This is a genomic window from Actinocatenispora comari (genome assembly GCF_017312725.1).
Taxonomy (GTDB): Bacteria; Actinomycetota; Actinomycetes; order Mycobacteriales; family Micromonosporaceae; genus Actinocatenispora; species Actinocatenispora comari.
This window is the reverse complement of record NZ_BOPO01000076.1, coordinates 1-19,944: the sequence shown is the minus strand read 5'-3', so window position 1 is coordinate 19,944 and position 19,944 is coordinate 1. Positions and strand designations below refer to the sequence as shown.

The window sequence follows — 19,944 nt, the reverse complement described above, 5'->3', positions numbered from 1 at the left end:
GGATCGGCGCACGGTCAGCCGGTGAACACGTAGCTTCCGGTGAACACGTAGCTTCCGGAACCGACCCACACCACCGCGCCGCCGTCGTCGTCCGGCGTCACCGACCGCACGCCCGGCCCGTCGCCCGGCGGCGGCGTCACGCCGGCCGGCAGGTGCACGTCCGCGCTGGTGTTCGGCGGCACCACCACCTCCAGCCGGTACGGCTGGGCCCGCCACCGCACGCTCGCGAGACCGTAGCCGGTGTGCAGGCGGGCGCTGGCCGAGTCGATGCCGCCGCCGGGCCGCGGCCGTACCCTGATCCGCCGGTACCCGGGTTCGGCCGGCGCCAGTCCGCCCACCACCCGGTGCAGGAAGTCGCCGACGGCGCCGTACGCGTAGTGGTTGAACGAGGTCATCCCCTCGTCGGCGAACCCGCGCGACTCGCTCCACGAGTCCCACCGCTCCCAGATCGTGGTGGCGTCTCCGTGCACCACCGGGAACAGCCAGGACGGGTACGTGTCGCGCAGCAGCAATGCGTACGCGACGTCCAGCCGGTCGCCGTCGGCCAGCGCGTCCAGCAGCCACGGGGTACCGAGGAAGCCGGTACTCAGGTGCGTGTTGCGGGCGGCGACCTCGGCCGCGAGCCGGCGCACCACCGCGGGCCGCTCCGCCTCGGCGACCAGCCCCGCCTGCAACGCGAGCACGTACCCGGTCTGGGTGCCGCCGGCGATCCGCCCGTCCCCACCCACGTACCCGTCCCGGAACGCCGCGGCGGCCTGGTCGGCGATGTCCGCGCAGTGCGCGGCGGCGGCCGGCTCGTCCACCACCCGCGCCAGCCGCGCCGCGACCCGCGCCGAGTGCACCAGGTACGCGGCGTTCACCACGTCCTTGCCGGTCGGCGTCACCGCGAGCCAGTCGGCGAACCCGCCGGCCGGATGGCGCGGCGCGTCGGTCCGGTCCAGGTAGTCCAGCCAGCGCAGCATCGCCGGCAGGCACTCGCGCACCACCCGGGTGTCGCCGTACGCGGCGTGCAGCGCGGCCGGCACGAGCACGATCGCGTCGCCCCAGCCGGGGCTGCCGTGCTGCGGGGTGTCCAGGTGCCCGCTCAGCACGTCCGGCGCGACGTGCGTGATCGCCCCGTCCGGGCGCTGCGCGTCCCGCACGTCGACCAGCCACTTGCGCAGGAACGCGGCCACGTCGTACCCGAACGCCGCGGTCGGCGCGAACACCTGCGCGTCGCCGGTCCAGCCGAGCCGCTCGTCCCGCTGCGGGCAGTCGGTCGGTACCGCGAGGAAGTTGCCCCGCTGGCTCCAGAGGATGTTGTCGTGCAACCGGTTCAGCCGCGGATCGGAGCACTCGAACTCACCGGTGGCGGCCATGTCCGCGTACCCGACCAGCGCGGTGATCTCGGCGCCGTCCGGGCAGCCGGTCAGCTCGCAGTAGCGGAAGCCGTGGCTGGTGAACTCCGGCTCGAACACCTCGCCCGCGGGATCGCCGGCCAGCACGTACTCGTCGGTGGCGCGCGCGGTGCGCAGCGCGTCCAGGTACAGCTCGCCGTCGTGGTCGAGCACCTCGGCGTGCCGGACGAGCACGCGCCGGCCGGGCTCGCCGCGTACCCGCAGCCGGATCCAGCCGACCAGGTTCTGCCCGAAGTCGACGATCGTCCGGCCGTCCGCGGTCGTGCGCACCGACCGCGGCGCGAGCTCGTGCCGGACCCGGATCGGCGGCGCGATCGCCGCGGTGACCCGGCCGGCCGGCCCGTCGGTCGGCACCGCCGCCGGCCAGTCGCCGGCGAACCCCGGGGCGTCCCAGCCGACCGGTTCGGCCCGGGCGTCCACCACCGTGCCGTGTTGCAGGTCGGCGTACCGGACCGCACCGGTGCCGGTGCGCCATCCGGGGTCGGTGCCGATCACCGTGTGCCCGCCGTCGACGGTCCAGACGTGCAGTTCGGCCCGCAGGGCCCGGATGTGTCCATAGTGGAACGAGCGGCAGAAGCCGACGCTGCCGGCGAACCAGCCGTCCGCGAGCACCGCGCCGAGCACGTTGTCGCCGTCCCGCAGCAGGTCGGTCACGTCGTGGCTCTGGTACGGCACCCGGGTGGCGTAGTCGGTCCAGCCGGGCGCGAGCCGGTCGGCGCCGACCCGGGTCCCGTTGAGCCGCATCGAGTAGAGGCCGGCGGCGGTGACGTACAACCGGGCCCGCCGCACCGGCGCGTCGAGCCGGAACTCCCGCCGCAGGTACGGGCTGGGCCGGTGGGTCACCGCCGCGCGCCCCCACGGCGGCGCACCGTGCGGCCCGAGCGACACGGCGAGCCGACCGTCGTCGGTACGCCAGGTGTCGTCGGTGGCGATGGTGCGCGGCGGCAGCCCGTCGAGCGTGACGTCCAGCCGGCCGACCGCGTGGCCGGCCGGCGTCGTGACCGCGAGCTCGTTGCCGCCCGGGCGAAGTGCCCGGGCGGCGTCGCCGACCGCCGGCACCTCGGTGCCGTTGACGCGCACCGTGACCCCGTCCGCGAACGCGGTGGTTGCGGCCACGACCCGGCGGCCACCCGGCAGCTCGAACGAGGTGCGCAGCGTGGCCGGACCGCCGGCCGGCGCCGTGCCGTCGCCGACCGGCGCGCCGATCCGGTGCAGCGAGCGCAGCGGTTCGGTGGTGTCCAGGTCCGGTGGCAGCGGCGCGTCCCGCTCGCCCGCCGCGGTGATCCAGCCCGCCGTCCACCGTGCCTGGTCGAGCTGGCCGGTCTCCCAGCTGCCGGGCGGCGACCAGTCGCTCTCGGCGCCCGACTCGTCGGTGACGCGCACCCGGAACACGTACCGGGTGCGCGGCGCCAGCGCCGGGCCGCGGTAGGCGATCCCGACGCTCTCGCCGGACTCCACCAGCCCGCTGTCCCAGTGCGGCGGGGCCCCGAGCGGGTCGGCCTCGGTGGCCACCACGATCCGGTACGCCCGCTGCTCGATGCCGCGGCGGGGGCCGGTCAGCCGCCAGGACAGCAACGGCGACGGCTCGTCGATCCCGATCGGATCGACGAGCCGTTCCACCCGCGGATCGTCGACCCGCACCGGTTCCGTCACGTGCGCCACCCCCAGATGCCCGATGCGGCAACGCTTTCAGGCAGCCGGAGGGGGTGTCAAGAGCGTAGCGGTTCGCCGACCTCGTGCAGCGCCCGCAGGGCCCGGGCGTACGAGCGGGGCAGCGACTCCTGCTCGTAGTCGACGCCGAGCTCGGCGCAGTAGGCGGCGACCATCGGTTGCGCCCGGCGCAACGCGGGTCGCGGCATCGACGGGAACAGGTGATGCTCGATCTGGTAGTTGAGTCCGCCGAGCAGCCAGTCGGTGACCGGCCCACCGCGCACGTTGCGGGAGGTGAGCACCTGGCGGCGCAGGAAGTCGAGCTGCACGTCCGGCCCGAGTACCGGCATGCCCTTGTGGTTGGGCGCGAACGACAGTCCCATGTAGACACCGAACAGCGCCTGGTGCAGCGCCATGAACGCGATCGCCTTGCCCGGCGACAGCACGGTGAACGCGACGGTGACGTAGCCGACCACGTGCAGGCCGAGCAGCACGCCCTCCAGCACCGGGTGGCGCACCTTGCGGCCGAACGCCGAGCGGAACCCGGCGACGTGCAGGTTGAGCCCCTCCAACGTCAGCATGGGCAGGAACAGGAAGCCCTGCCAGCGGGTCACGAACCGCTGCACGCCGGAGGTCTCCTCGGCCTGCTCCTCGGTCCAGCGCACCGCGCCGGCGGCCACGTCCGGGTCGGCGCCGACCTGGTTGGGATGCGCATGGTGCCGCGTGTGCTTGTCCGACCACCAACCGTGCCCGAGGCCGATCAGCAGGTTGCCCGCGACCAACCCGATCCGTTCCGCGTTGCGGCGCGAGGCCACCACCTGCCGGTGTGCCACCTCGTGCCCGGTGAACCCCACCTGGGTGAACGCCACGGCGAGTAGCGCTGCCGTCGCCAACTGCCACCACGAGTCGCCGACCAGCGCGAACACCACCCAGGCCCCGACGTACAGGGCGGCAGTGGAGCCGAGCGCGAACACCTGGTAGACGGGTCGGCGGCGCAGCAATCCCGCCGCCGCGATCCGTCGGGACAGCTCTGCGTAGTCACTGCCAGTGCCACGTCGGACGGCGGTCGGTACGGACATCGCGGCTCCTGACTGGTGGGGGACAGGCCCCTCCAGAGTGCGGGAGTCACCGCTCCGGCGCAGTGCCGCACGCACCCCCATCCGTACTGGTGCCAGCCCCAGTACGGGCGCCGCCGCGGTCGAGGTGCGCCAGCGCCAGCAGGACCGCCGCGTTCGGGTCCGCGTCGTACCCGGTGGCGGTGAGCGGCACGTCCGGGCGCAGCAGGGTGCCGTTGTCCGGTTCGTCCGGCAGCGACACCGACCACTTGAACGACACCATGCCGCGCAGCCCGGAACGTTCCAGCCGGAACGGCAGGATGTCGATGAAGCAGTTCGCCGCCTGAGCCGGTGCTGTACCCACCACGGTCGCGCCGTGCCGGCGCAGCGCGAGCATGACGTCGAACCCGGCCGAGAACGTGAACGCGTCCACCACCACCGCCACCCGCGGTGCCGGCGGCGTCGCGACACGGGCGAGCTGCCGGTCGAAGGCGGGCAGCTCGCCGCGCAGCTCGGCCAGCGCGTCCCGGCGCAGCTCGCGGCGGCGGCGCGGATCGGCGCGGGTCGCGTGCCAGTCGCGCTCGGCGCCGAAGTCGTAGCCCGGCGCGGCGTCGCTGTCGCGGTAGTGCTCGAAGTACCGCGGGGAATGCCGCGGCACCTGGTAGCCCTCGTCGCCGTCGAGCACCGCCGCCACGCCGTACAGCAGGGCGGCGAGGAGGTCGCCGATGATCGAGTTGCCGCCCGGGCAGTGCCGCAGGTCGACCACCAGCCGGTCGCCGCCCGCGGCGCGCAGCCGCTCGAGCAGCCCGGCGACCGCGTCGCTCGCGGACGGTACGAGTGCGATCCGCTCGTCCACCGTCGCCGGCGCATCGGTCACACCCAGCCGCTCCAGCGCCGCGTCCAGGCGCTCGCCGAGCACCCAGTCGACGCCGTTCGCCCGGGCAATCTCGAAGGCCTCCCGGTAGCCCAGCAGCTCACCGAGTCGCAGGTAGCCGACGGTGCCCAGCAGCGCCGTCGCGATCCCGGTCGGCCCCGGCTCCGGCAGCCGCAGCCGGGACGCCGGCGCCAGCCGGTCGGCCGGCCGCGGCCGCCACGGCGTCAGCGTCACCTCGGCCGGTCCGCCCGAGGCGGTCACCTCGACCCGGCGCCGGTCCGCGGCGCCGGTCAGCAGCGTGGCCCCGACCGGGTCGTCCAGCGCCTGAGCGAGCTGCACCAGGTTGCCGTGCTCGTTGTCGTACCCGCGCAGCCGCCGCATCCGCTCGACCAGCTCGCCGAACGCGACCCCGTCGACGGCGCGCAGCCGGGCGCCGAGCAGCGGTCGGTGACCGGCGGCGTGCACGGCGCCGACGACGAGCGCGCCGTCCACCACGTCCCAGTCGATCCCGTACCGGGGTGCCGAGGCGTCGGTGAACGACCGGCGCCCGGGCGGGAACACGGCGGTGTGCGCGTCCCGCACGCCGGCGGCGAGCCGGGCCAGGTGCCCGTACAGGGCGGTGACGGTCAGGCCGGACGCCGGGATGGCCGCCCGCGTCTCGTCGACCGCCCGCCAGAACGCGACGGCGCCGCCGAACCCGCGGTACGCGTCCGGGTGGGTGTCGGTCAGCGTCTCGACGAGCTGGTCGAGATCGGCGCCCGCCGCGCTGGCGGACAGGGTCTGGTCGGCCGCCGGTGAGTCCATGGCGGCAGGCTAGCTGTGTCGCGCACCCCGCTCCGGGATCCGCGGCCGGGCCACGGTGCCGACCCGCACGGAGCGGCCCGGGGGCCGCCGGATCAGCTTCGGCGGCCGGTCGCCCGGTCGCCGTAACGGCGGCGGAACTTCTCCACCTGGCCGGCGGTGTCGAGCACCCGGCGCTGTCCGGTCCAGAACGGATGGGACGCCGCGCTGATGTCGACCACGACGAGCGGGTAGGTGTTCCCGTCGGACCACTCGACGGTCTGATCGGACGTCTCGGTCGAGCGGGTCAGGAAGCTCTCCCCGGTACTGCGGTCCTGGTAGACGACCGGGTGGTAGTCGGGATGGATGCCGGATTTCATGAGGATTCGCCCTCCTGCGGCGCGCCGCTTCGCTACCCACTCCGGATGCCCGCCGCCCGGCCGGCCATGCGCGCCGGGGCCGGGATCCCGCGATCCGGTGACCCGGCGCGGCGCAGCGCCGGGTCACCGCCGGCCGCTCACCTGTTGTTCGGGCCGACCAGCTTGAACCGGGCGCCGTTCGGGTCGTCCAGCACCGCGAGCCGCCCGTACGGGGTGTCCTCGGCCGGCCGCACGATCTTCGCGCCGAACTCGACCGCGCGGGCCGCGGTGGCGTCCACGTCGTCGGCGGCGAAGTAGATCGACCAGCCCTTGTCCGCATCCGGCATCCCGCTGCCGTCCATCACGCCGGCGAGCTGTTCCTCGCCGTTGCGCATCGTGGTGTACCGGAACTGCGGAGTGTCCGCCTCGGTCGCCGTGCTCCAGCCGAACACGGTGCGGTAGAAGCCGAGCACGTCCTCGTACCGGTCGGTGTGCAGCTCGAACCAGCCGGGCGCGCCGTCCACCGCGTACTCCAGGAAACCCTGGTGCCGGGCCGGCTGCCAGACCCAGATCAGGGCACCGTCCGGGTCGGTGACCAGGCCCATCGTGCCGAGATCGGCGACCTGCATCGCCGGCGAGGTGACGGTACCGCCGTTGCCGGCCGCGGCGTCGAGCGTGCCGGCGGCGTCGGCGGTGGCCAGGTAGACGCCCCAGCTGTCGTTCCCGGCGTAGTCGCCCTGGGCGGGCATCATCCCGGCGACCGGCGCGCCGTTGCGCTCGAAGGTGCTGTAGCCGCCGAACTCGGCGGCGGGCTCGTTCGCGTGCCAGCCGAACAGGTCGGTGTAGAAGCGGCGGCTCGCCGCCTCGTCGGTGGTGGACAGGTCGAGCCAGCAGGGTGCGCCGGCGGGCGGCGCGGTACGGGTGGTCATCGCTGTGCATCCCCTCGGGTCAAGGTCTCGCAGCGCCCGGGTCGCCGGCGCCGCGGTGGCGGTCTCTGCCGGTGTTGACGAGTGCATCATCGGGAACTCATCGCGGCCCCCGCCGCCGATCGCGCCGAGGTCCACACATCGGGGTGCCCGAGCCCGGCGAACCGGTCGCCACCCGGCGATCGGTTCGCCGCGCCGGTCCGCCGATAGTGTGGAGCCGACGGGTCCGGTCCGGACCTGCGAGGGGGCAACGTGACGACGGGCGGGTTCCGGACCGTCGCGGCCGGCGTCGAGTACGACGTCGAGGTGAAGCGGTCGCTGTTTCGCTGCACCCTGCGCCGGGTCGCCGACGAGGACGCCGCCCGCGAGGTCATCGCGCAGGTTCGCCGGGCGTACTGGGACGCCCGGCACCACTGCAGCGCGTACGTGCTGGGCCGGGCGCCGGCGCTGGAGCGCTCCAACGACGACGGCGAACCGGCCGGTACCGCCGGCGCGCCGATGCTCGCCGCGCTGCACGGCGAGCAACTGACCGACGTCGTCGCGGTGGTGACCCGCTGGTTCGGCGGCGTGCTGCTGGGCACCGGCGGCCTCGCCCGGGCGTACCGGTCGGCCGTGGCCGGCGCGATCGACGCCGCCGGGGTGCTGGTACGCCGGCCGGTCGCGCTGCTCGCCGTGGCCGTCGACCACGCGCACGCGGGCGGGCTGGAGCACGCGCTGCGGGTCGCCGACCCGGGCGCGGTGCGCGCCGTCGAGTACGCCGCGGAGGGCGTGCGGCTGACCCTCGCGGTCCCGCCGGAGCGGGTCGAGGCGGCGCGCGCCCTGGTCGCCGAGCAGACCGGCGGCACCGGCCGGCTCACCGAGACCGGCAGCGACTACGCGGACGCCTGAGCGGCGGCCGAAGGGGGACAGCGTGGACGAGCGGCTGTGGTCCGCGGCGGCGGCGGTACTGGCCGGCAACGACGCGGGCGGCTGGACCCGGGCCGCGCCACACCTGTACCCGCACCAGTGGAGCTGGGACTCCGCCTTCGTCGCGGTCGGCTGGGCGCACCTGTCGGTGCCGCGCGCGCTGACCGAGCTGCGCAGCCTGTTCGCCGGCCAGTGGGCGAACGGGATGGTGTCGCACATCGTGTACGACCCGGCGGCCGCCGCCGAGTCGTACTTCCCGGATCCGGCCCGCTGGGGCACCGGTGTCGCCGCGGCCGCGCCGGACCGGCCCACCTCCGGCATCTGCCAGCCGCCGGTGCACGCGCTCGCGTTGGCGCACCTCGCCGAGGTCGCCGACCGGGCCGCGACCCGCCCGGCCGGACCGGACCGCACCGGCGGTGCGCGCGACGACGTCGACCGCGTCGACGCCGCGTTGGTCGAGCTGTACCCGAAGGTGCTCGCCTGGCACCGCTACCTGGCCACCGAGCGCGACCCGCAGGGCAGCGGGCTGGTCAGCATCTACCACCCGTGGGAGTCCGGTACCGACAACTCGCCACGGTTCGACGCGGCGCTGGCCCGGGTCGAGGTCGGTGACCTGCCGCCGTACCGGCGGCGCGACACCGGGCACGTCGCGGACCCGGCGCAGCGGCCCAGCGACGCCGAGTACGACCGGTACCTGTGGCTGGTCGAACTGCTGCGGCGGGCCGGCTACGCCGACGACCGGATCGCCGCGACCCACCCGTTGGTGCTCAAGGACGTGCTGTTCAGTGCGATCCTGGTGGCCGCCAACGACGCGCTGGGCCGGATCGCCGCGCGGATCGGGGCGCCCGCGGCCGACCGGGCGGTGATCGCCGGCTGGCGGGACCGGGGCCGCGCCGCCGTCGACGCCTGCTACGACCCGCGGCTGCGACTGTGCCTGGATCGCGACGTCCGCGCCGGCACCCCGGTACGGTGCCGCACCGTCGCCGGGTTCGCCGGCCTGGTCGCCGGCGGCGAGCGCCGCTCGGAGCTGCTCGCCGAGCTCGCCTCGGCGCGGTTTCTCGGCGACGCCCGGCTGCGCTGGCCGGTACCGCCGTCCACCAGCCCGGCCGACCCGGCTTTCCGGCCCCGCACGTACTGGCGGGGGCCGAGCTGGCCGGTGCTCGGCTGGCTGCTGTGGCGCTCGCTCGGCTCGCTCGGCGAGCACACCGCGGCGGCCGCGCTGCGGGCGGCGTCGCTGGAGCAGGTTAGTACCGCCGGCTTCGCCGAGTACGTCGAGCCGTTCACCGGCGAGCCGCTCGGCTCACCGGACCAGTCCTGGACCGCCGCGGTCACCCTGGACTGGCTCGCCGCCGGCTGATCCGCGCCGCCGGCCGGTCCGGGCAGCGGCTCATCCGGGCGACCGGCTGATCCGCGCCGCCGGCCTGTCCGGGCAGCCGGCTCATCCGGGTCGCCGGCTGATCCGCGCCGTCGGCTCGTTCGGGCCGCGGGCGGGCCGGCGCCGGGTCAGCCCGGGTGCGCGCCGACCGTGTCGCGGATCGACTCGGCCGCGTCGCCGCCGTCGGCCCGGGCACAGTGCGCGCAGCAGTACAGGTGGCTGCCGACCTCGACGCCGTGTCCGATCACCCGGCACGAGCAGTGCTCGCAGATCGGCGCCAGCTGCTGGATCGCGCACTCGAACGAGTCGTACACGTGGGTCTGGCCGCCCAGCGTGCGAATCTCGAACGACATCCAGTAGTCGTTGCCGCAAACCTCGCAAATCGCCATGATTACCCCCGTTTCCGGCCGCTCCTTCCGCATCAGTGTGGCCGGCGCCCTCGCCGCTGTCCGCCGTTTCGCCCAACCGCGCGGCCCACCGGGGTCGGCGTCATCCCGGACGGGTGGCGGCGGGGGTGATCGGGTAGTGGACGGTCAGCAGGCCGTGCGCGGTGGCGTCGGGGCAGCGGTACCGGTGCGCCACGTCGGCGGCGAACCGGACGTGCCCGCCGGCGTGCACCGTCACCGGCGCGTCCACCGGCCCGACCAGGACCGTCCCGGAGAGCACGATCAGCTGCTCGTACGTGCCGGGGGCGTGCGCGGCCGAGCGCTGGTCGGCGCCGGCCCGGATGTCCACCCGGTACGCCTCGGTGACCAGGCCCCCGTCGGCCCGCCGCTCGATGAGGCGGGCGTCGACCGCGGCGCCCGACACCGCGGGCGCGTCGTCGGCGGGCCCCGGCAGTACCGCCGACAGCGGCGCGTCGAGCGCGGTGGTCAGGGCGTACAGGGTGGCGAGGGTCGGGTTGCGCTGGCCCGACTCGAGCCGGGACAGCGTCGCCTTGCCGATGCCGGAGCGCCGGGCCAGCGCGGACAGGCTCAGCGCGCGGGTCTCGCGCAGCGCCCGCAACCGGTGTCCGACCTGCTCGGCCAGCTCCATGCACCCTCCCCGCCGTCGCCGTTACCGGCTTGACCGTACCGGAGCGTGCTGGCTACCGTTCCATATACGAAACGCCAGTGAGGTGGAGATGACTCAGCTCGATCCGACCGCCCTGCCCGAACGAAGCCGCCAGGTCGCCGACGCGCTCGCCGCGGCCGGCGTCGCCACGACGATCCGCCAGCTCGCCGACTCGGCCCGGACCGCCGCGGCCGCCGCGGCGGCGCTGGACTGCGCGGTCGGTGCGATCGCCAACAGTCTCGTGTTCGTCAGCGACGACGAACCGGTCCTGGTGATGACCAGCGGCGCGCACCGGGTCGATACCGAGGCGCTGTCCCGCCGGTGGGGCCGCGGCCCGCTGCGCCGCGCCACCCCCGAGCAGGTACGAGCGGCCACCGGCCAGGCGATCGGCGGCGTCGCGCCGGTCGGCCACCCGCGTGCCCTGCCGGCCGTGGTGGACGAGGCGCTCACCGCCTACCCGGTGGTGTGGGCAGCGGCCGGCACCCCGCACACCGTGTTCGCCACCACGGCCGCCGAGCTGGTCCGGCTCACCGGCGGCCGCCTGCTCCCGGTCACCGCCTGACCCACCCGCGCCCGGGATTCCTGCCGCGCCGGCGGATCAGGCGGCGTGGAACGGTTCGGCGTAGCGGGCCGGGCCGGCCGGTACCGCGCCGTGCGGGCCGAGCGGCAGGGCGAGAAACGCCTCGTCCGGCCAGCCGTCCGGCCGCGACACGCCGAACTCGGAGGCCCGGCGGAAGCCGAACCGCGGGTAGTAGTCCGGATGGCCGAGCACCATCGCGGCGCTCTCGCCGCGGTCGGCGGCGGCGGTCAGCACCGCGCGGATCACCGCGCCGCCCGCGCCGCGCTGCTGGTACGCCGGCAGTACCGCCACCGGGCCGAGCCCGACGACCGGGGTGTCGCCGATCCGGCCGCGGGTCAGCAGCGCATGCGCGACCGGGGTGCCCGCGGCGTCGGTGGCGAGGTACGACAGGTCGGGCAGCCAGCCGGGATCGGTGCGTAGCGTCTCGACCAGGTCCGCCTCGTCCGGGCGGCCGAACGCGGCCCGGACGATCTGGTGCACCGCGGCGCGGTCCGCGGCCGCCTCCGGCCGGGTGCGCCAGGGCTCATCGATGGGGTCGGGCAAGGGCACTCCTCGGTGGTCGGGTCCCGCTGGGCCCCCCGATTCTGGCCGGGCCGCCCAGCGCGCGCACCCGCTTTGTCAGCACCAGCTGCTGCACCCCGAGCGTGACCGCGAGGCCCAGCCACAGCGACCCGGCCCGTTCCGGCTCCCCGAACAGCAGCTGGCCGCCGGCGGCGAACCCGATGCGTACCGCGATCGCGGCGAGCCACCACCACAGCGTCCCGACGCTGCCGCGCCGCCACGCGGCGCCGTGCTCGTCCAGCCAGAGCCGCATCGACGTCGCCCGCGGCACCGCCAGCGCCGCCGAGACGGCGAGCGAGGCGACCAGCAGCGCGATACCGGTGGCCGTCGCCGGGGCCGGGCCGGGTGGCGCCACCCCGAGCACCAGCAGCACGGCGACCCAGATCAGCGGCCGGGCCCGTACCTGCCGCGGCACGAACTGCCGCACCAGCACGATCGCCAGGATCACCACCGTCACGGCCGCGTTGATCGCCGTCATCGCCGTCCCTCCCACCCCGAATCCATGCCCAGGACGCTAGAAGCGGAGGTGGTGGCGTCGCGTCGGAGCACGCTCCGAACCCGCCGCTACGACCGTGGGGTGAGCCTCGGCGTCACGGCCGGGCGTGACCGTACCGGTACGCGTAGCGCACCAGCTGCGCGCGGTCCCGGCTGCCGGTCTTGGCCAGCAGGTGGGTGATGTGCGTCTTGACGGTGGCCGCGGACACCGTCAACCCCGCCGCGATCTCGGCGTTGGACTCGCCGGCCGCGATGTGCGCGAGCACCTCCGCCTCCCGCGCGGTGAGCGCCGCCGCGTCCGGTGCGGCCACCCCGGCCGGGATCCCGCGGGCGTACGCGTCGAGCAGCCGTCGCTGCACGCTCGGGTCCAGCAGCGCCTCACCGGCCGCCACCGTGGTGATCGCGTGTTCGATCTCGGCGGCGCTGGCGTCCTTGGTGACGAAGCCGCGGGCGCCGGCGTTCAGCGCCGCGAACACCCACTCGTCGTCGGAGTACGTGGTGAGCACGACGATCCGGATCTCCGGATGGTCGGCCAGGATGCGCCGGGTGGCGGTCGGGCCGTCGCAGCGCGGCATGGACAGGTCCATCAGCACCACGTCGGGACGCAGCCGGTCGGCGCTCGCGATCGCGTCCAGACCGTCGACCGCGGTACCGACCACGTCGATGCCGTCCAACAGGCCGAGCAGCATGGTCAACCCGTCCCGGACCACCCGCTGATCGTCGACCACCAGCACCCGTACCGCGGTCATCGCGGCTCACCCGGCCCGTCGTGCGCGGCGGTCAGCGGCAACCGGAGCACCACCGAGTACCCGTCGCCGGTCGGTCCGGCGACCAGCCCGCCGCCGAGCAACTCGGCCCGCTCGGCCATCCCCGCCAACCCCCACCCGCCGGGCGGAGTCGTCGCGCCGGTGCCGCCGTCGGTCACCGGTTCGCCCGCGGCCCCCGGTGTCGCGCCGCCCGGTCCGGTACCGGCGCCGACCGTGGCCGGCTGGGCGCGGGCGCTCGGCCCCGGCGTGGCCGGTCCGGCGTCGACCGCACCGGCCGGATGCGTTGCGGCGCCGCCGGAGTCGGTCACCGACACGGTGAGCCGCTCGGCCGTCCAGCGCACCGACACCGACGCCCGGGCACCGGTACCGGCGTGCCGCACCGTGTTGGTGAGCGCCTCCTGCACCATCCGGTACACCGCGAGGCCGACCTCCGGGGCGACCGGACGCGGTTCGCCGGTCACCGTGTACTCCACCGGCAGCCCCTGTTCCTGCCGGGCGCGGGCGACGAGGGTGGCCACCAGCGCCGGGCCGGGCAGCGCGGCGCCGCGCAGGGCCGCGACGACCTGGCGGGTGTCGGCGATCCCCGACCGGGTCAGCTGGTGCGCGTGGGCCAGCGCGGCGCGAAGCCGCGGGTCGGCGTCGGTACGCTCGGCGAGCACCTTCGCGGCCTCGAGTTGCAGCGCCAGGCCGGCGAACGTGTGCGACACGATGTCGTGTACCTCCCGGGCCAGCGCGCCGCGTTCCCGCAGCACCGCGGCCTGTTCGACGGCGGCACGGGTGGCCGCCTGCTGCTCCAGCAGCCGTTCGGCGTGGTCCCGGGCGGCGCCGCCGAGGGCGGCCAGGTCGCCCACCAGGTACATGAAGCCGGCGCCGAGCGCGAACACCGCGGTGACCGCGACGGGGACACCGGCCCACAGCAACACGGCGCCGAGCAGCACCACCAGCGCCGCCGCGATCGGCGCGGACACCCGTACCGGCAGCCGCATGGCCAGCCGGATCAGCGCGACGTAGCTGATCAGGTAGCCCAGCCCGTCCGGCGCGATCGCGGTCGACACGATGCCCAGCAGCCCGAACCCGGCGGCGAGCAGCGCCTCCCCGGTGGTGCCCGCGGAGCGCCAGACGACCAGTACCGCCCAGATCGCGGCCGCGAGCACCGCCAGCACGGTGACCGCGACCCGGGCGCCGACCGGGATGTCGACGAACGCGCCGGCGAACAGCGCCACCGCGATGGCGAGCGTGCCCAGCGCGGCCGCCCAGCGGCGCTCCCGTGGCCAGCCCATCCGCCCTCCCGCGCTCACGATCCGGCCCGAAGCAGATCGCACCAGGTCCGCCACCGGACGCTAACCCGCGGCCCGGTCGGCGGCATCGGAGCGCGGTCGGACCGGCCTACGACCCTGGTCGGAGCCCGAGCCGGCGGGCACCAGGAACGGGGTGAGCAGCCCGGGCAGTGCGGCGTCGGCCAGGCCGGTGGCGTCGGCGAGCGGCAGGTCGGGTACCGGGTAGGCCTGCTCACCGCCGGCGGTGGTGGCGGTGAGGGTGGCGAGCCCGGCGCGGCGCTGGAAGTACGACCGGCGCAGGTTCCAGCCGATGATGCCGTCGGTGGGCAGCGCGCTGCGCCGGCGCACCAGGCTGCCGCGCCCGGCGACGAGCGTCCCGTCGACCAGGGCGTGACCCAGCCCGCGGTACCGGTCCGCGGCCACCAGGACGGCCAGCACCAGCAGCACCAGCGTGGCGACCGGTACCCAGTCGGGCACCGGAACAAGCGCGTGCAGCACCACGGCGGCGAGCACCAGCAGCGCGCACGGCACCAGCGCCCGGGTGTACCGGCGGCGGCGGGCGGCCGGCCCGTGCCGGGTCAGCGGCACCGTGATCGGTTCGGCCCGTCCCAGTACGGCGACCGCGACCCGCCGCGCCTCGGCGCGCGGCGCCGAGGGCAGCAGCAGCGAGCCGCCGCGTTCGGCGCCGCGACCGACCCGCAGTCCGGTGGCGATGGCGATGCACCGGGCCCCGCCGACCGCGCGCAGCAGCAGCGGCTCGGAGACCTCGACGCCGCGCAGCCGCCGTTCCTCCAGGGTGATCGCCCGGGTGGTGATCAGTCCGCGGGTGACGTGCAGCGTGCCGCCGGGCAGCCGGGTCAACCGGAACCCCCAGAACGCCAGCACGTAGCCGCAGGTCGAGGCGATCGCGGCGAGCACCAGCAGGCCGAGCACGAGCTCGCCGATCAGCAGCGGCAGCGAGGTGTGCAGCACCCGGGCGGCGAGCTCCCGGGTCGCGCCGTACCGAGTGGGGTCGAGGTGGAACTCGTTCACCAGCCGGGACAGGAACGCGCCGATCACACCGACGGTGACCAGCCCGGACAGCGTGAACGGGCCGTAGCCGATCCAGCGCGGTGACAGCCGGGCGAGCTCGGTACCGGTCGGCGGCGCCGGCGGCGTCCACGGGAACCCGCCCGCCCGCGATCCGGTCCGCGATCCGGGCCCGGCCGCCCGCGAGCCGGCAGCCGTGTCCCCGGCAGCCGTGTCCCCGGCGGTCGCGGGTGCGGCGGTCGCGGGGCTGGTGGCCGGCCCCGGATCGGCCCGGTGCAGCAGCTCCTCGCGCAGTTCGGCGGCGGTCGCCGCGTTCAGCGCGTCCAGCCGCAGCCCGTCGGTGCGGCTACGGTCCGACAGTCCGGTACCGACGGTGACCCGGGCCAGGCCGAGCACCCGGTGCAGCGCCGGCGCGCTCACGTCGACGGTGCGGATCCGGTCCCGGCGTACCGACAGGACCCGCCGGTTGAGCACCCCGCGCCGCACCTGGACCTGCTCGGTCGAGATCCGGTAGCTCGTGGTCAGCCAGCGCAGGATCCCGAACGCGATCGCCGCGGCGGCGCCCAGCAGGCTGTAGACGGGGCCGTTGCCCGAGGTCGTACCGGCGATCAGCAGGCCCAGCAGCGCCGGGAGGAACTGCAGCAGCGACTGCACCGGGTGGATCAGCAGCATCCGGTTGGACAGCCGGCGCCACTGCGGTACGTCGTCGGCGCGCGGCACCGCGCCCCCGGCGCCGGCGGGCACGTCGCGGCCGTCCGGCGGTACGCCGTCGGCCGGCGGGTCGGGGTGCCCGGCCGGCGCCACGTCGTCGGCGCGCGGGCCGTCCGGCCCGGTGGGCGGGGTGGTCACGTCGCGTCGCCCCGCTCGGCCTGGGTGTCGGCGGTGAGCTGGTCGACCACCCGCAACGCGTCGTCGCGGTCCAGACCGTGGATGCGCAGCGGGCCGGCCGCCGAGGCGGTGGTGACGGTGACGTTGGTCAGCCGGAAGATCTGCTCGAACGGGCCGCGGTCGGTGTCGACGGTCTGGATCCGGGACACCGGCGCGATCCGGCGTTCCTGGTTGAACCAGCCGGACTGGGTGTACACCGCCTCCGGGGTCACCTCCCAGCGGTGCACCCGGTACCGCCACTGCGGCATCACCACCAGGTGCGCCGCGGCGAGCAGCACGGTGAGCGGCAGCGTCACCACCCACCAGTGCCGCAGCCAGCCCCACCCCAGCACGAGCGCGACGATCTGGGCGGCGATCAGCACCAGCCACATCGGCGCGGCGCTGGCGGTCCAGTACCAGATGGCGCGCCGGTGCACCCGGTGTCGCGGCGGCCGCAGCTGCAGGGTCTGCTCACTCACGCCGCAACGATGACACATCCCGGCCCGCCGGCCGGAGCGTGCAGGCGCTCAGCTGCCGGCGCGCTCGTCCGCCCGGTCCGGCTCGTCGCCGGTCAGCGCGCCGGCGAGCAGAGCGCGCAGGTCCTGCAGCCGGTCGTTCGCTTCCACCAGCACCGATGCGGGGCCGGGGCGGTGGGTGTCGCGCAGTACGACCGGTGTGTCCGAGCCGCTGCCGCGGTTGCTCATCTGTCACTCCCGAAACGGCGGTGTCTCCACCTGTTTGTCGAGATATGTACGCCTGCTGCCGGCGCCAGCGTAGTGCCCCGCCGGGGCAGTCGCCAGCGGTCTTGCAGACTCGTACAAACGGCTGATGTCCCGGCTTGCACCATGATCATCTAAGACGCACCGTCTTTATGTGTTCACCCTTTGTGGCGACACGCCGGCTTCGTTGCGCCGACACGCTTGCCACGCACAGTTGCGGGTGGCAGTGTCGGAACGGTCACGGAAAGCCCGTTGCCGGTGGCGATGGGCGGCAGTGGCTTCGGCCGTGGAAAGCGGTCGGATCACGTTCTCCGTGCCCTCCCGGGGGTTCTGTCTTGCCGTCGCTGGTCCGCAGTCCGGCGCCGGCCCACCGATACGGCGCGTACCGGTGCGGCCGGTCGGCAACACGCCCGCCGGTGCCGGAGGGTGATGGCGCGGCAAAGCGGCACGGTGCCGACATCCGGCGTGGCACGCTGAGCCGAAGTCCGGCCCGCGTGCCGGGCGTCCGGCCCCGGCTCGAGGAGTCCGCCGATGAGCGCCACGTCCTGGCGGGTACGCGAGTTGGCAGTCCTGGTCTACCGCCGGCACGTGCCGACCGGGCCCACCCGGTGCCGCTGCGGCGGCGCCGGTTGCCAGGCCCGACGGCGAGCCGCCGCCGTACTCGCCGCGCTGGGCGACGACCCCGGGCGGTACGACGACAACGGCGACTGCCGATCGACCCCCGCGCCGGTGCTGCCCCGGTAGCGCGGGCCGGCCACGTCTGCCGGCCCCGATCCTCGCCCGGCCGTATCTCCCTGCCGGGTGTTGCGTTGTGCATGTTGCAGGCAGGAGAACGTGCACCCGCCGGCCGGCATCGTCGCCGCTCGCCGGGGCGCACGCAGCAGTACCACCTCACAGGTGCCCGACCGCCGGGTACCGGGATGCGAGGTACCGCCATGCCCAGCACCGGAATGACCGGCACCGGGTTGCTCAGCACCGGGTTGCTCAGCACCGGGCTGCTCAGCGCCGGGATGACCGGCACCGCCACGCCCGGCGGCGGGACGTTCGGTACCGGAATGTTCGGCGAGGCGCCGACCCGTGACGGGTCGTCGGCACGCGCGCGGCGCGGACGGCCCGCGCGCGGTGTCGCTGCGCCCGCGCCCATCCGCGGCGACGGCGGTCCCGCCGCGCCAGTCCAGAGCCGTCCGTCTCCGCGCCGCGCCGCCGCCCGGGCGACCCCGGCCGATTCACGTGTCACCGGAAGGGACTCGCAATGAACCAGCGAGAGCGAGTGCATCATCGGCGTCGTGCGGTGAGCTGCCTCGTCGCCGCTGCGACGAAGGAGGGACGGCCATGAGTGAGCGTGAGCGAGCGTGTCATGGGCATCGCGCGTTCTGGTGCCTCATTGCCGTTCCGACGAAGGAGGGACGGCCATGAGTGAGCGTGAGCGAGCGAGTCATGGGCATCGCGCGTTCTGGTGCCTCATTGCCGTTCCGACGAAGGAGGGACGGCAATGAGCGTTGCCACCCTCCCGGCCAGACCTGACTCCCCGCCGGGCCCGACCCGCACCGTACTGGCCTGCGTGCCGGCCGGCGCGGCGGCCCGACTGCTCGCCGAACGCCTCGTCGCCACCGGCAACGGCCACCTGGTACGGCTGGCCACCACGCCCCGGCAGGCGCTGACCTGCTACACCCGGCAGCACACCGACGTGGTGCTGGTCGACTACCGGTTCGCCCGGGACCCGATCACGGTGCTCGGGCCGCGCCGCTCCCCGCACACCGCGGTGATCGTGGTGGACGTCGGTGCCGACGGTGACCTGCTGCTCGCGGCGGTCGCCGGTGCGGTGACCGGCGCGCTGCGGGTGGCGCCGCGCCGGCCGCCGCGGCCGCCGATCCGGCTGACCGGACGCGAACAGCAGGTGCTGCACGCGCTCTGCGACGGCGCCACGAACGAGGAGATCGCCGAACAGCTGTGCATCGGCGCCGACACGGTCAAGACGCACGTTCGCCGGTTGTACGACAAGCTCGGCGCGCGCCGCCGCACCCAGGCGGTCGCGCTGGCACTGCGTGCGGGGCTGGTCGAGTGAGGCTGGCCGGCGTCGAGCGGACCGCGGTCGACCGGTACGCCGAGGCGTTGCAGCAGCTCGCGCTCGCGGCGGCGGCCGGCGCCGAACGGGTCCGGTCGCCCACCGCGGACCCGGTCGGCCTCGCCGGCGAGGTCGGCGCGGCGCTGGCCGGCGCGTACCGGGGTGCCACGGTGGCGCGGGATCGCTTCCTGCACCCGGACGGTGCGGGCGAACCCGGTGCCGATCGCGGACCGCTGCCGGGCACCGCCGGTACCGGGCAGAGCCTGCCGCCGGTCGCGGACGAGGAGCTGCCGCGGATGTTCGCGCTGTGGCGCCACCGCGACCCGACCGGCCAGTCCGGTACCGGCGTCGTGCTGTTCGGGGTGGCGTTTCCCGGTGGTCCGGTGCTGACCCGGTGGCGCGGCCTGACCACCGGCATCTACCAGCTGGGCCTGTGGAACAGCGTCGACGAGGTGCTCGCGGTGCACGGTCACCGGGGCGCCACCGAGCTGATCTGGCTCAGCAACCCGACCGCCCGCCGCGACTGGACGAAGGACGGCTGACCCGACCCGGGTGTACCGGGCGGGGCCGGCGGTCCGGCTGCCTAGACTTGCCGGATGCGAAGCGCTGAACTGCTGATCGACTCACTCGACCGGGTCCGCGAGGTGGTGCACGGCGCCGTCGAGGGGCTGACCGACGAGCAGCTGGCCTGGCGGGCCGACCCGCAGGCCAACTCGATCGCCTGGCTGGTCTGGCATCTGACCCGGGTGCAGGACGACCACGTCGCCGACGTCGCCGGTACCGGGCAGGTGTGGGCGGACGGCTGGGCCGACCGGTTCGGGCTGGGGCTGCCGGTCGGCGACACCGGCTACGGCCACCGCAGCGACCAGGTCGCCCGGGTACGGGCCGGCGCCGAGTTGCTGACCGGCTACCACGACGCTGTGTTCGAGCGCAGCCGCCGCTACCTCGACGGGCTGTCCGACGCGGACCTGGACCGGATCGTCGACGAGCGCTGGGATCCGCCGGTCAGCCTGGGCGTGCGGCTGGTCAGCGTGATCACCGAGGACAACCAGCACGCCGGCCAGGCCGCCTTCCTGCGCGGCCTGGCCGAGCGCCGCTGACGAAGCCCCGACGCCGGCGGTGCACCTCGGCGCCGCGCCGGCCGGGCCCCGACCGGTGCCGCGGGCTCACCGGTGCCGCAGGCTCACCGGTGCCGCGGGCTCACGGGTG

Annotated in this window: 21 protein-coding genes; 7 read left to right on the top strand and 14 right to left on the bottom strand. The window is 75.3% G+C overall.

The window, feature by feature from the left end; genetic code table 11:
* Nucleotides 1-14: 14 nt before the first annotated feature.
* From NUM_RS19915 to NUM_RS19895, 5 genes are all read right to left on the bottom strand, one after another.
* Nucleotides 15-3,050: an alpha-L-rhamnosidase gene (locus NUM_RS19915; RefSeq protein WP_207126408.1), complete on the bottom strand. Its 3,036-nt coding sequence runs from the start codon at nt 3,048-3,050 to the stop codon at nt 15-17.
* 56 nt (nt 3,051-3,106) lie between these two features.
* Complete coding sequence (locus tag NUM_RS19910; protein WP_207126407.1) at nt 3,107-4,126, bottom strand: fatty acid desaturase family protein; 1,020 nt, start codon at nt 4,124-4,126, stop codon at nt 3,107-3,109.
* A 46-nt stretch (nt 4,127-4,172) separates the two neighbouring features.
* Entirely contained in the window at nt 4,173-5,780 is a 1,608-nt protein-coding gene (locus NUM_RS19905; RefSeq protein WP_207126406.1) for a S41 family peptidase, read from the bottom strand.
* 92 nt (nt 5,781-5,872) lie between these two features.
* Nucleotides 5,873-6,136, bottom strand: coding sequence for a type B 50S ribosomal protein L31 (locus NUM_RS19900; protein WP_207126405.1), 264 nt, complete (start codon nt 6,134-6,136; stop codon nt 5,873-5,875).
* 137 nt (nt 6,137-6,273) lie between these two features.
* Nucleotides 6,274-7,044 (bottom strand): VOC family protein, encoded by a 771-nt coding sequence (locus NUM_RS19895; RefSeq protein ID WP_207126404.1) that lies wholly within the window; start codon nt 7,042-7,044, stop codon nt 6,274-6,276.
* A gap of 249 nt (nt 7,045-7,293) precedes the next feature.
* Here NUM_RS19895 and NUM_RS19890 point away from each other — a divergent pair, with 249 nt between their 5' ends.
* Entirely contained in the window at nt 7,294-7,929 is a 636-nt protein-coding gene (locus tag NUM_RS19890; protein WP_207126403.1) for an IMPACT family protein, read from the top strand.
* 22 nt (nt 7,930-7,951) lie between these two features.
* Nucleotides 7,952-9,304 (top strand): glucosylglycerate hydrolase, encoded by a 1,353-nt coding sequence (ggh, locus tag NUM_RS19885; protein ID WP_207126402.1) that lies wholly within the window; start codon nt 7,952-7,954, stop codon nt 9,302-9,304.
* Nucleotides 9,305-9,450: 146 nt separating this feature from the next.
* On the opposite strand, the gene NUM_RS19880 is transcribed toward ggh, so the two are convergent.
* Nucleotides 9,451-9,711 (bottom strand): Prokaryotic metallothionein, encoded by a 261-nt coding sequence (locus NUM_RS19880; RefSeq protein ID WP_207126401.1) that lies wholly within the window; start codon nt 9,709-9,711, stop codon nt 9,451-9,453.
* Nucleotides 9,712-9,811: 100 nt separating this feature from the next.
* Complete coding sequence (locus NUM_RS19875; RefSeq protein WP_207126400.1) at nt 9,812-10,357, bottom strand: helix-turn-helix domain-containing protein; 546 nt, start codon at nt 10,355-10,357, stop codon at nt 9,812-9,814.
* Between the two features lie 88 nt (nt 10,358-10,445).
* Here NUM_RS19875 and NUM_RS19870 point away from each other — a divergent pair, with 88 nt between their 5' ends.
* Nucleotides 10,446-10,937 carry a YbaK/EbsC family protein gene (locus tag NUM_RS19870; protein WP_207126399.1) on the top strand — a complete coding sequence of 164 codons (492 nt, stop codon included), beginning with the start codon at nt 10,446-10,448 and terminating at the stop codon, nt 10,935-10,937.
* Between the two features lie 36 nt (nt 10,938-10,973).
* Here NUM_RS19870 and NUM_RS19865 read toward each other — a convergent pair whose 3' ends face one another.
* From NUM_RS19865 to NUM_RS19835, 7 genes are all read right to left on the bottom strand, one after another.
* Entirely contained in the window at nt 10,974-11,498 is a 525-nt protein-coding gene (locus NUM_RS19865; RefSeq protein ID WP_225918714.1) for a GNAT family N-acetyltransferase, read from the bottom strand.
* Nucleotides 11,479-11,994 carry a hypothetical protein gene (locus tag NUM_RS19860; RefSeq protein ID WP_207126398.1) on the bottom strand — a complete coding sequence of 172 codons (516 nt, stop codon included), beginning with the start codon at nt 11,992-11,994 and terminating at the stop codon, nt 11,479-11,481. The genes NUM_RS19865 and NUM_RS19860 overlap by 20 nt, the downstream gene beginning before the upstream one ends.
* Before the next feature lie 112 nt (nt 11,995-12,106).
* On the bottom strand, nt 12,107-12,760 hold the full coding sequence (locus NUM_RS19855) for a response regulator transcription factor (RefSeq protein WP_207126397.1): 654 nt from the start codon (nt 12,758-12,760) through the stop codon (nt 12,107-12,109).
* On the bottom strand, nt 12,757-14,058 hold the full coding sequence (locus NUM_RS19850) for a sensor histidine kinase (protein WP_207126396.1): 1,302 nt from the start codon (nt 14,056-14,058) through the stop codon (nt 12,757-12,759). Before NUM_RS19850 ends, NUM_RS19855 begins: the two co-directional genes overlap by 4 nt.
* Nucleotides 14,059-14,118: 60 nt before the next feature.
* On the bottom strand, nt 14,119-15,933 hold the full coding sequence (locus NUM_RS19845) for a PH domain-containing protein (protein ID WP_225918713.1): 1,815 nt from the start codon (nt 15,931-15,933) through the stop codon (nt 14,119-14,121).
* Entirely contained in the window at nt 15,930-16,430 is a 501-nt protein-coding gene (locus NUM_RS19840) for a PH domain-containing protein (RefSeq protein ID WP_207126395.1), read from the bottom strand. The genes NUM_RS19845 and NUM_RS19840 overlap by 4 nt, the downstream gene beginning before the upstream one ends.
* A gap of 48 nt (nt 16,431-16,478) precedes the next feature.
* Nucleotides 16,479-16,655, bottom strand: coding sequence for a hypothetical protein (locus NUM_RS19835; protein ID WP_207126394.1), 177 nt, complete (start codon nt 16,653-16,655; stop codon nt 16,479-16,481).
* Nucleotides 16,656-17,201: 546 nt separating this feature from the next.
* Here NUM_RS19835 and NUM_RS19830 point away from each other — a divergent pair.
* The 4 genes from NUM_RS19830 to NUM_RS19815 all read left to right on the top strand — a co-directional run bounded on the left by NUM_RS19830 (nt 17,202) and on the right by NUM_RS19815 (nt 19,835).
* Nucleotides 17,202-17,414, top strand: coding sequence for a hypothetical protein (locus NUM_RS19830; RefSeq protein ID WP_207126393.1), 213 nt, complete (start codon nt 17,202-17,204; stop codon nt 17,412-17,414).
* Between the two features lie 748 nt (nt 17,415-18,162).
* On the top strand, nt 18,163-18,735 hold the full coding sequence (locus NUM_RS19825) for a helix-turn-helix transcriptional regulator (protein WP_207126392.1): 573 nt from the start codon (nt 18,163-18,165) through the stop codon (nt 18,733-18,735).
* Nucleotides 18,732-19,277: a hypothetical protein gene (locus tag NUM_RS19820; RefSeq protein WP_207126391.1), complete on the top strand. Its 546-nt coding sequence runs from the start codon at nt 18,732-18,734 to the stop codon at nt 19,275-19,277. The genes NUM_RS19825 and NUM_RS19820 overlap by 4 nt, the downstream gene beginning before the upstream one ends.
* A 54-nt stretch (nt 19,278-19,331) precedes the next feature.
* Nucleotides 19,332-19,835: a mycothiol transferase gene (locus tag NUM_RS19815; protein WP_207126390.1), complete on the top strand. Its 504-nt coding sequence runs from the start codon at nt 19,332-19,334 to the stop codon at nt 19,833-19,835.
* Nucleotides 19,836-19,944: the final 109 nt, after the last annotated feature.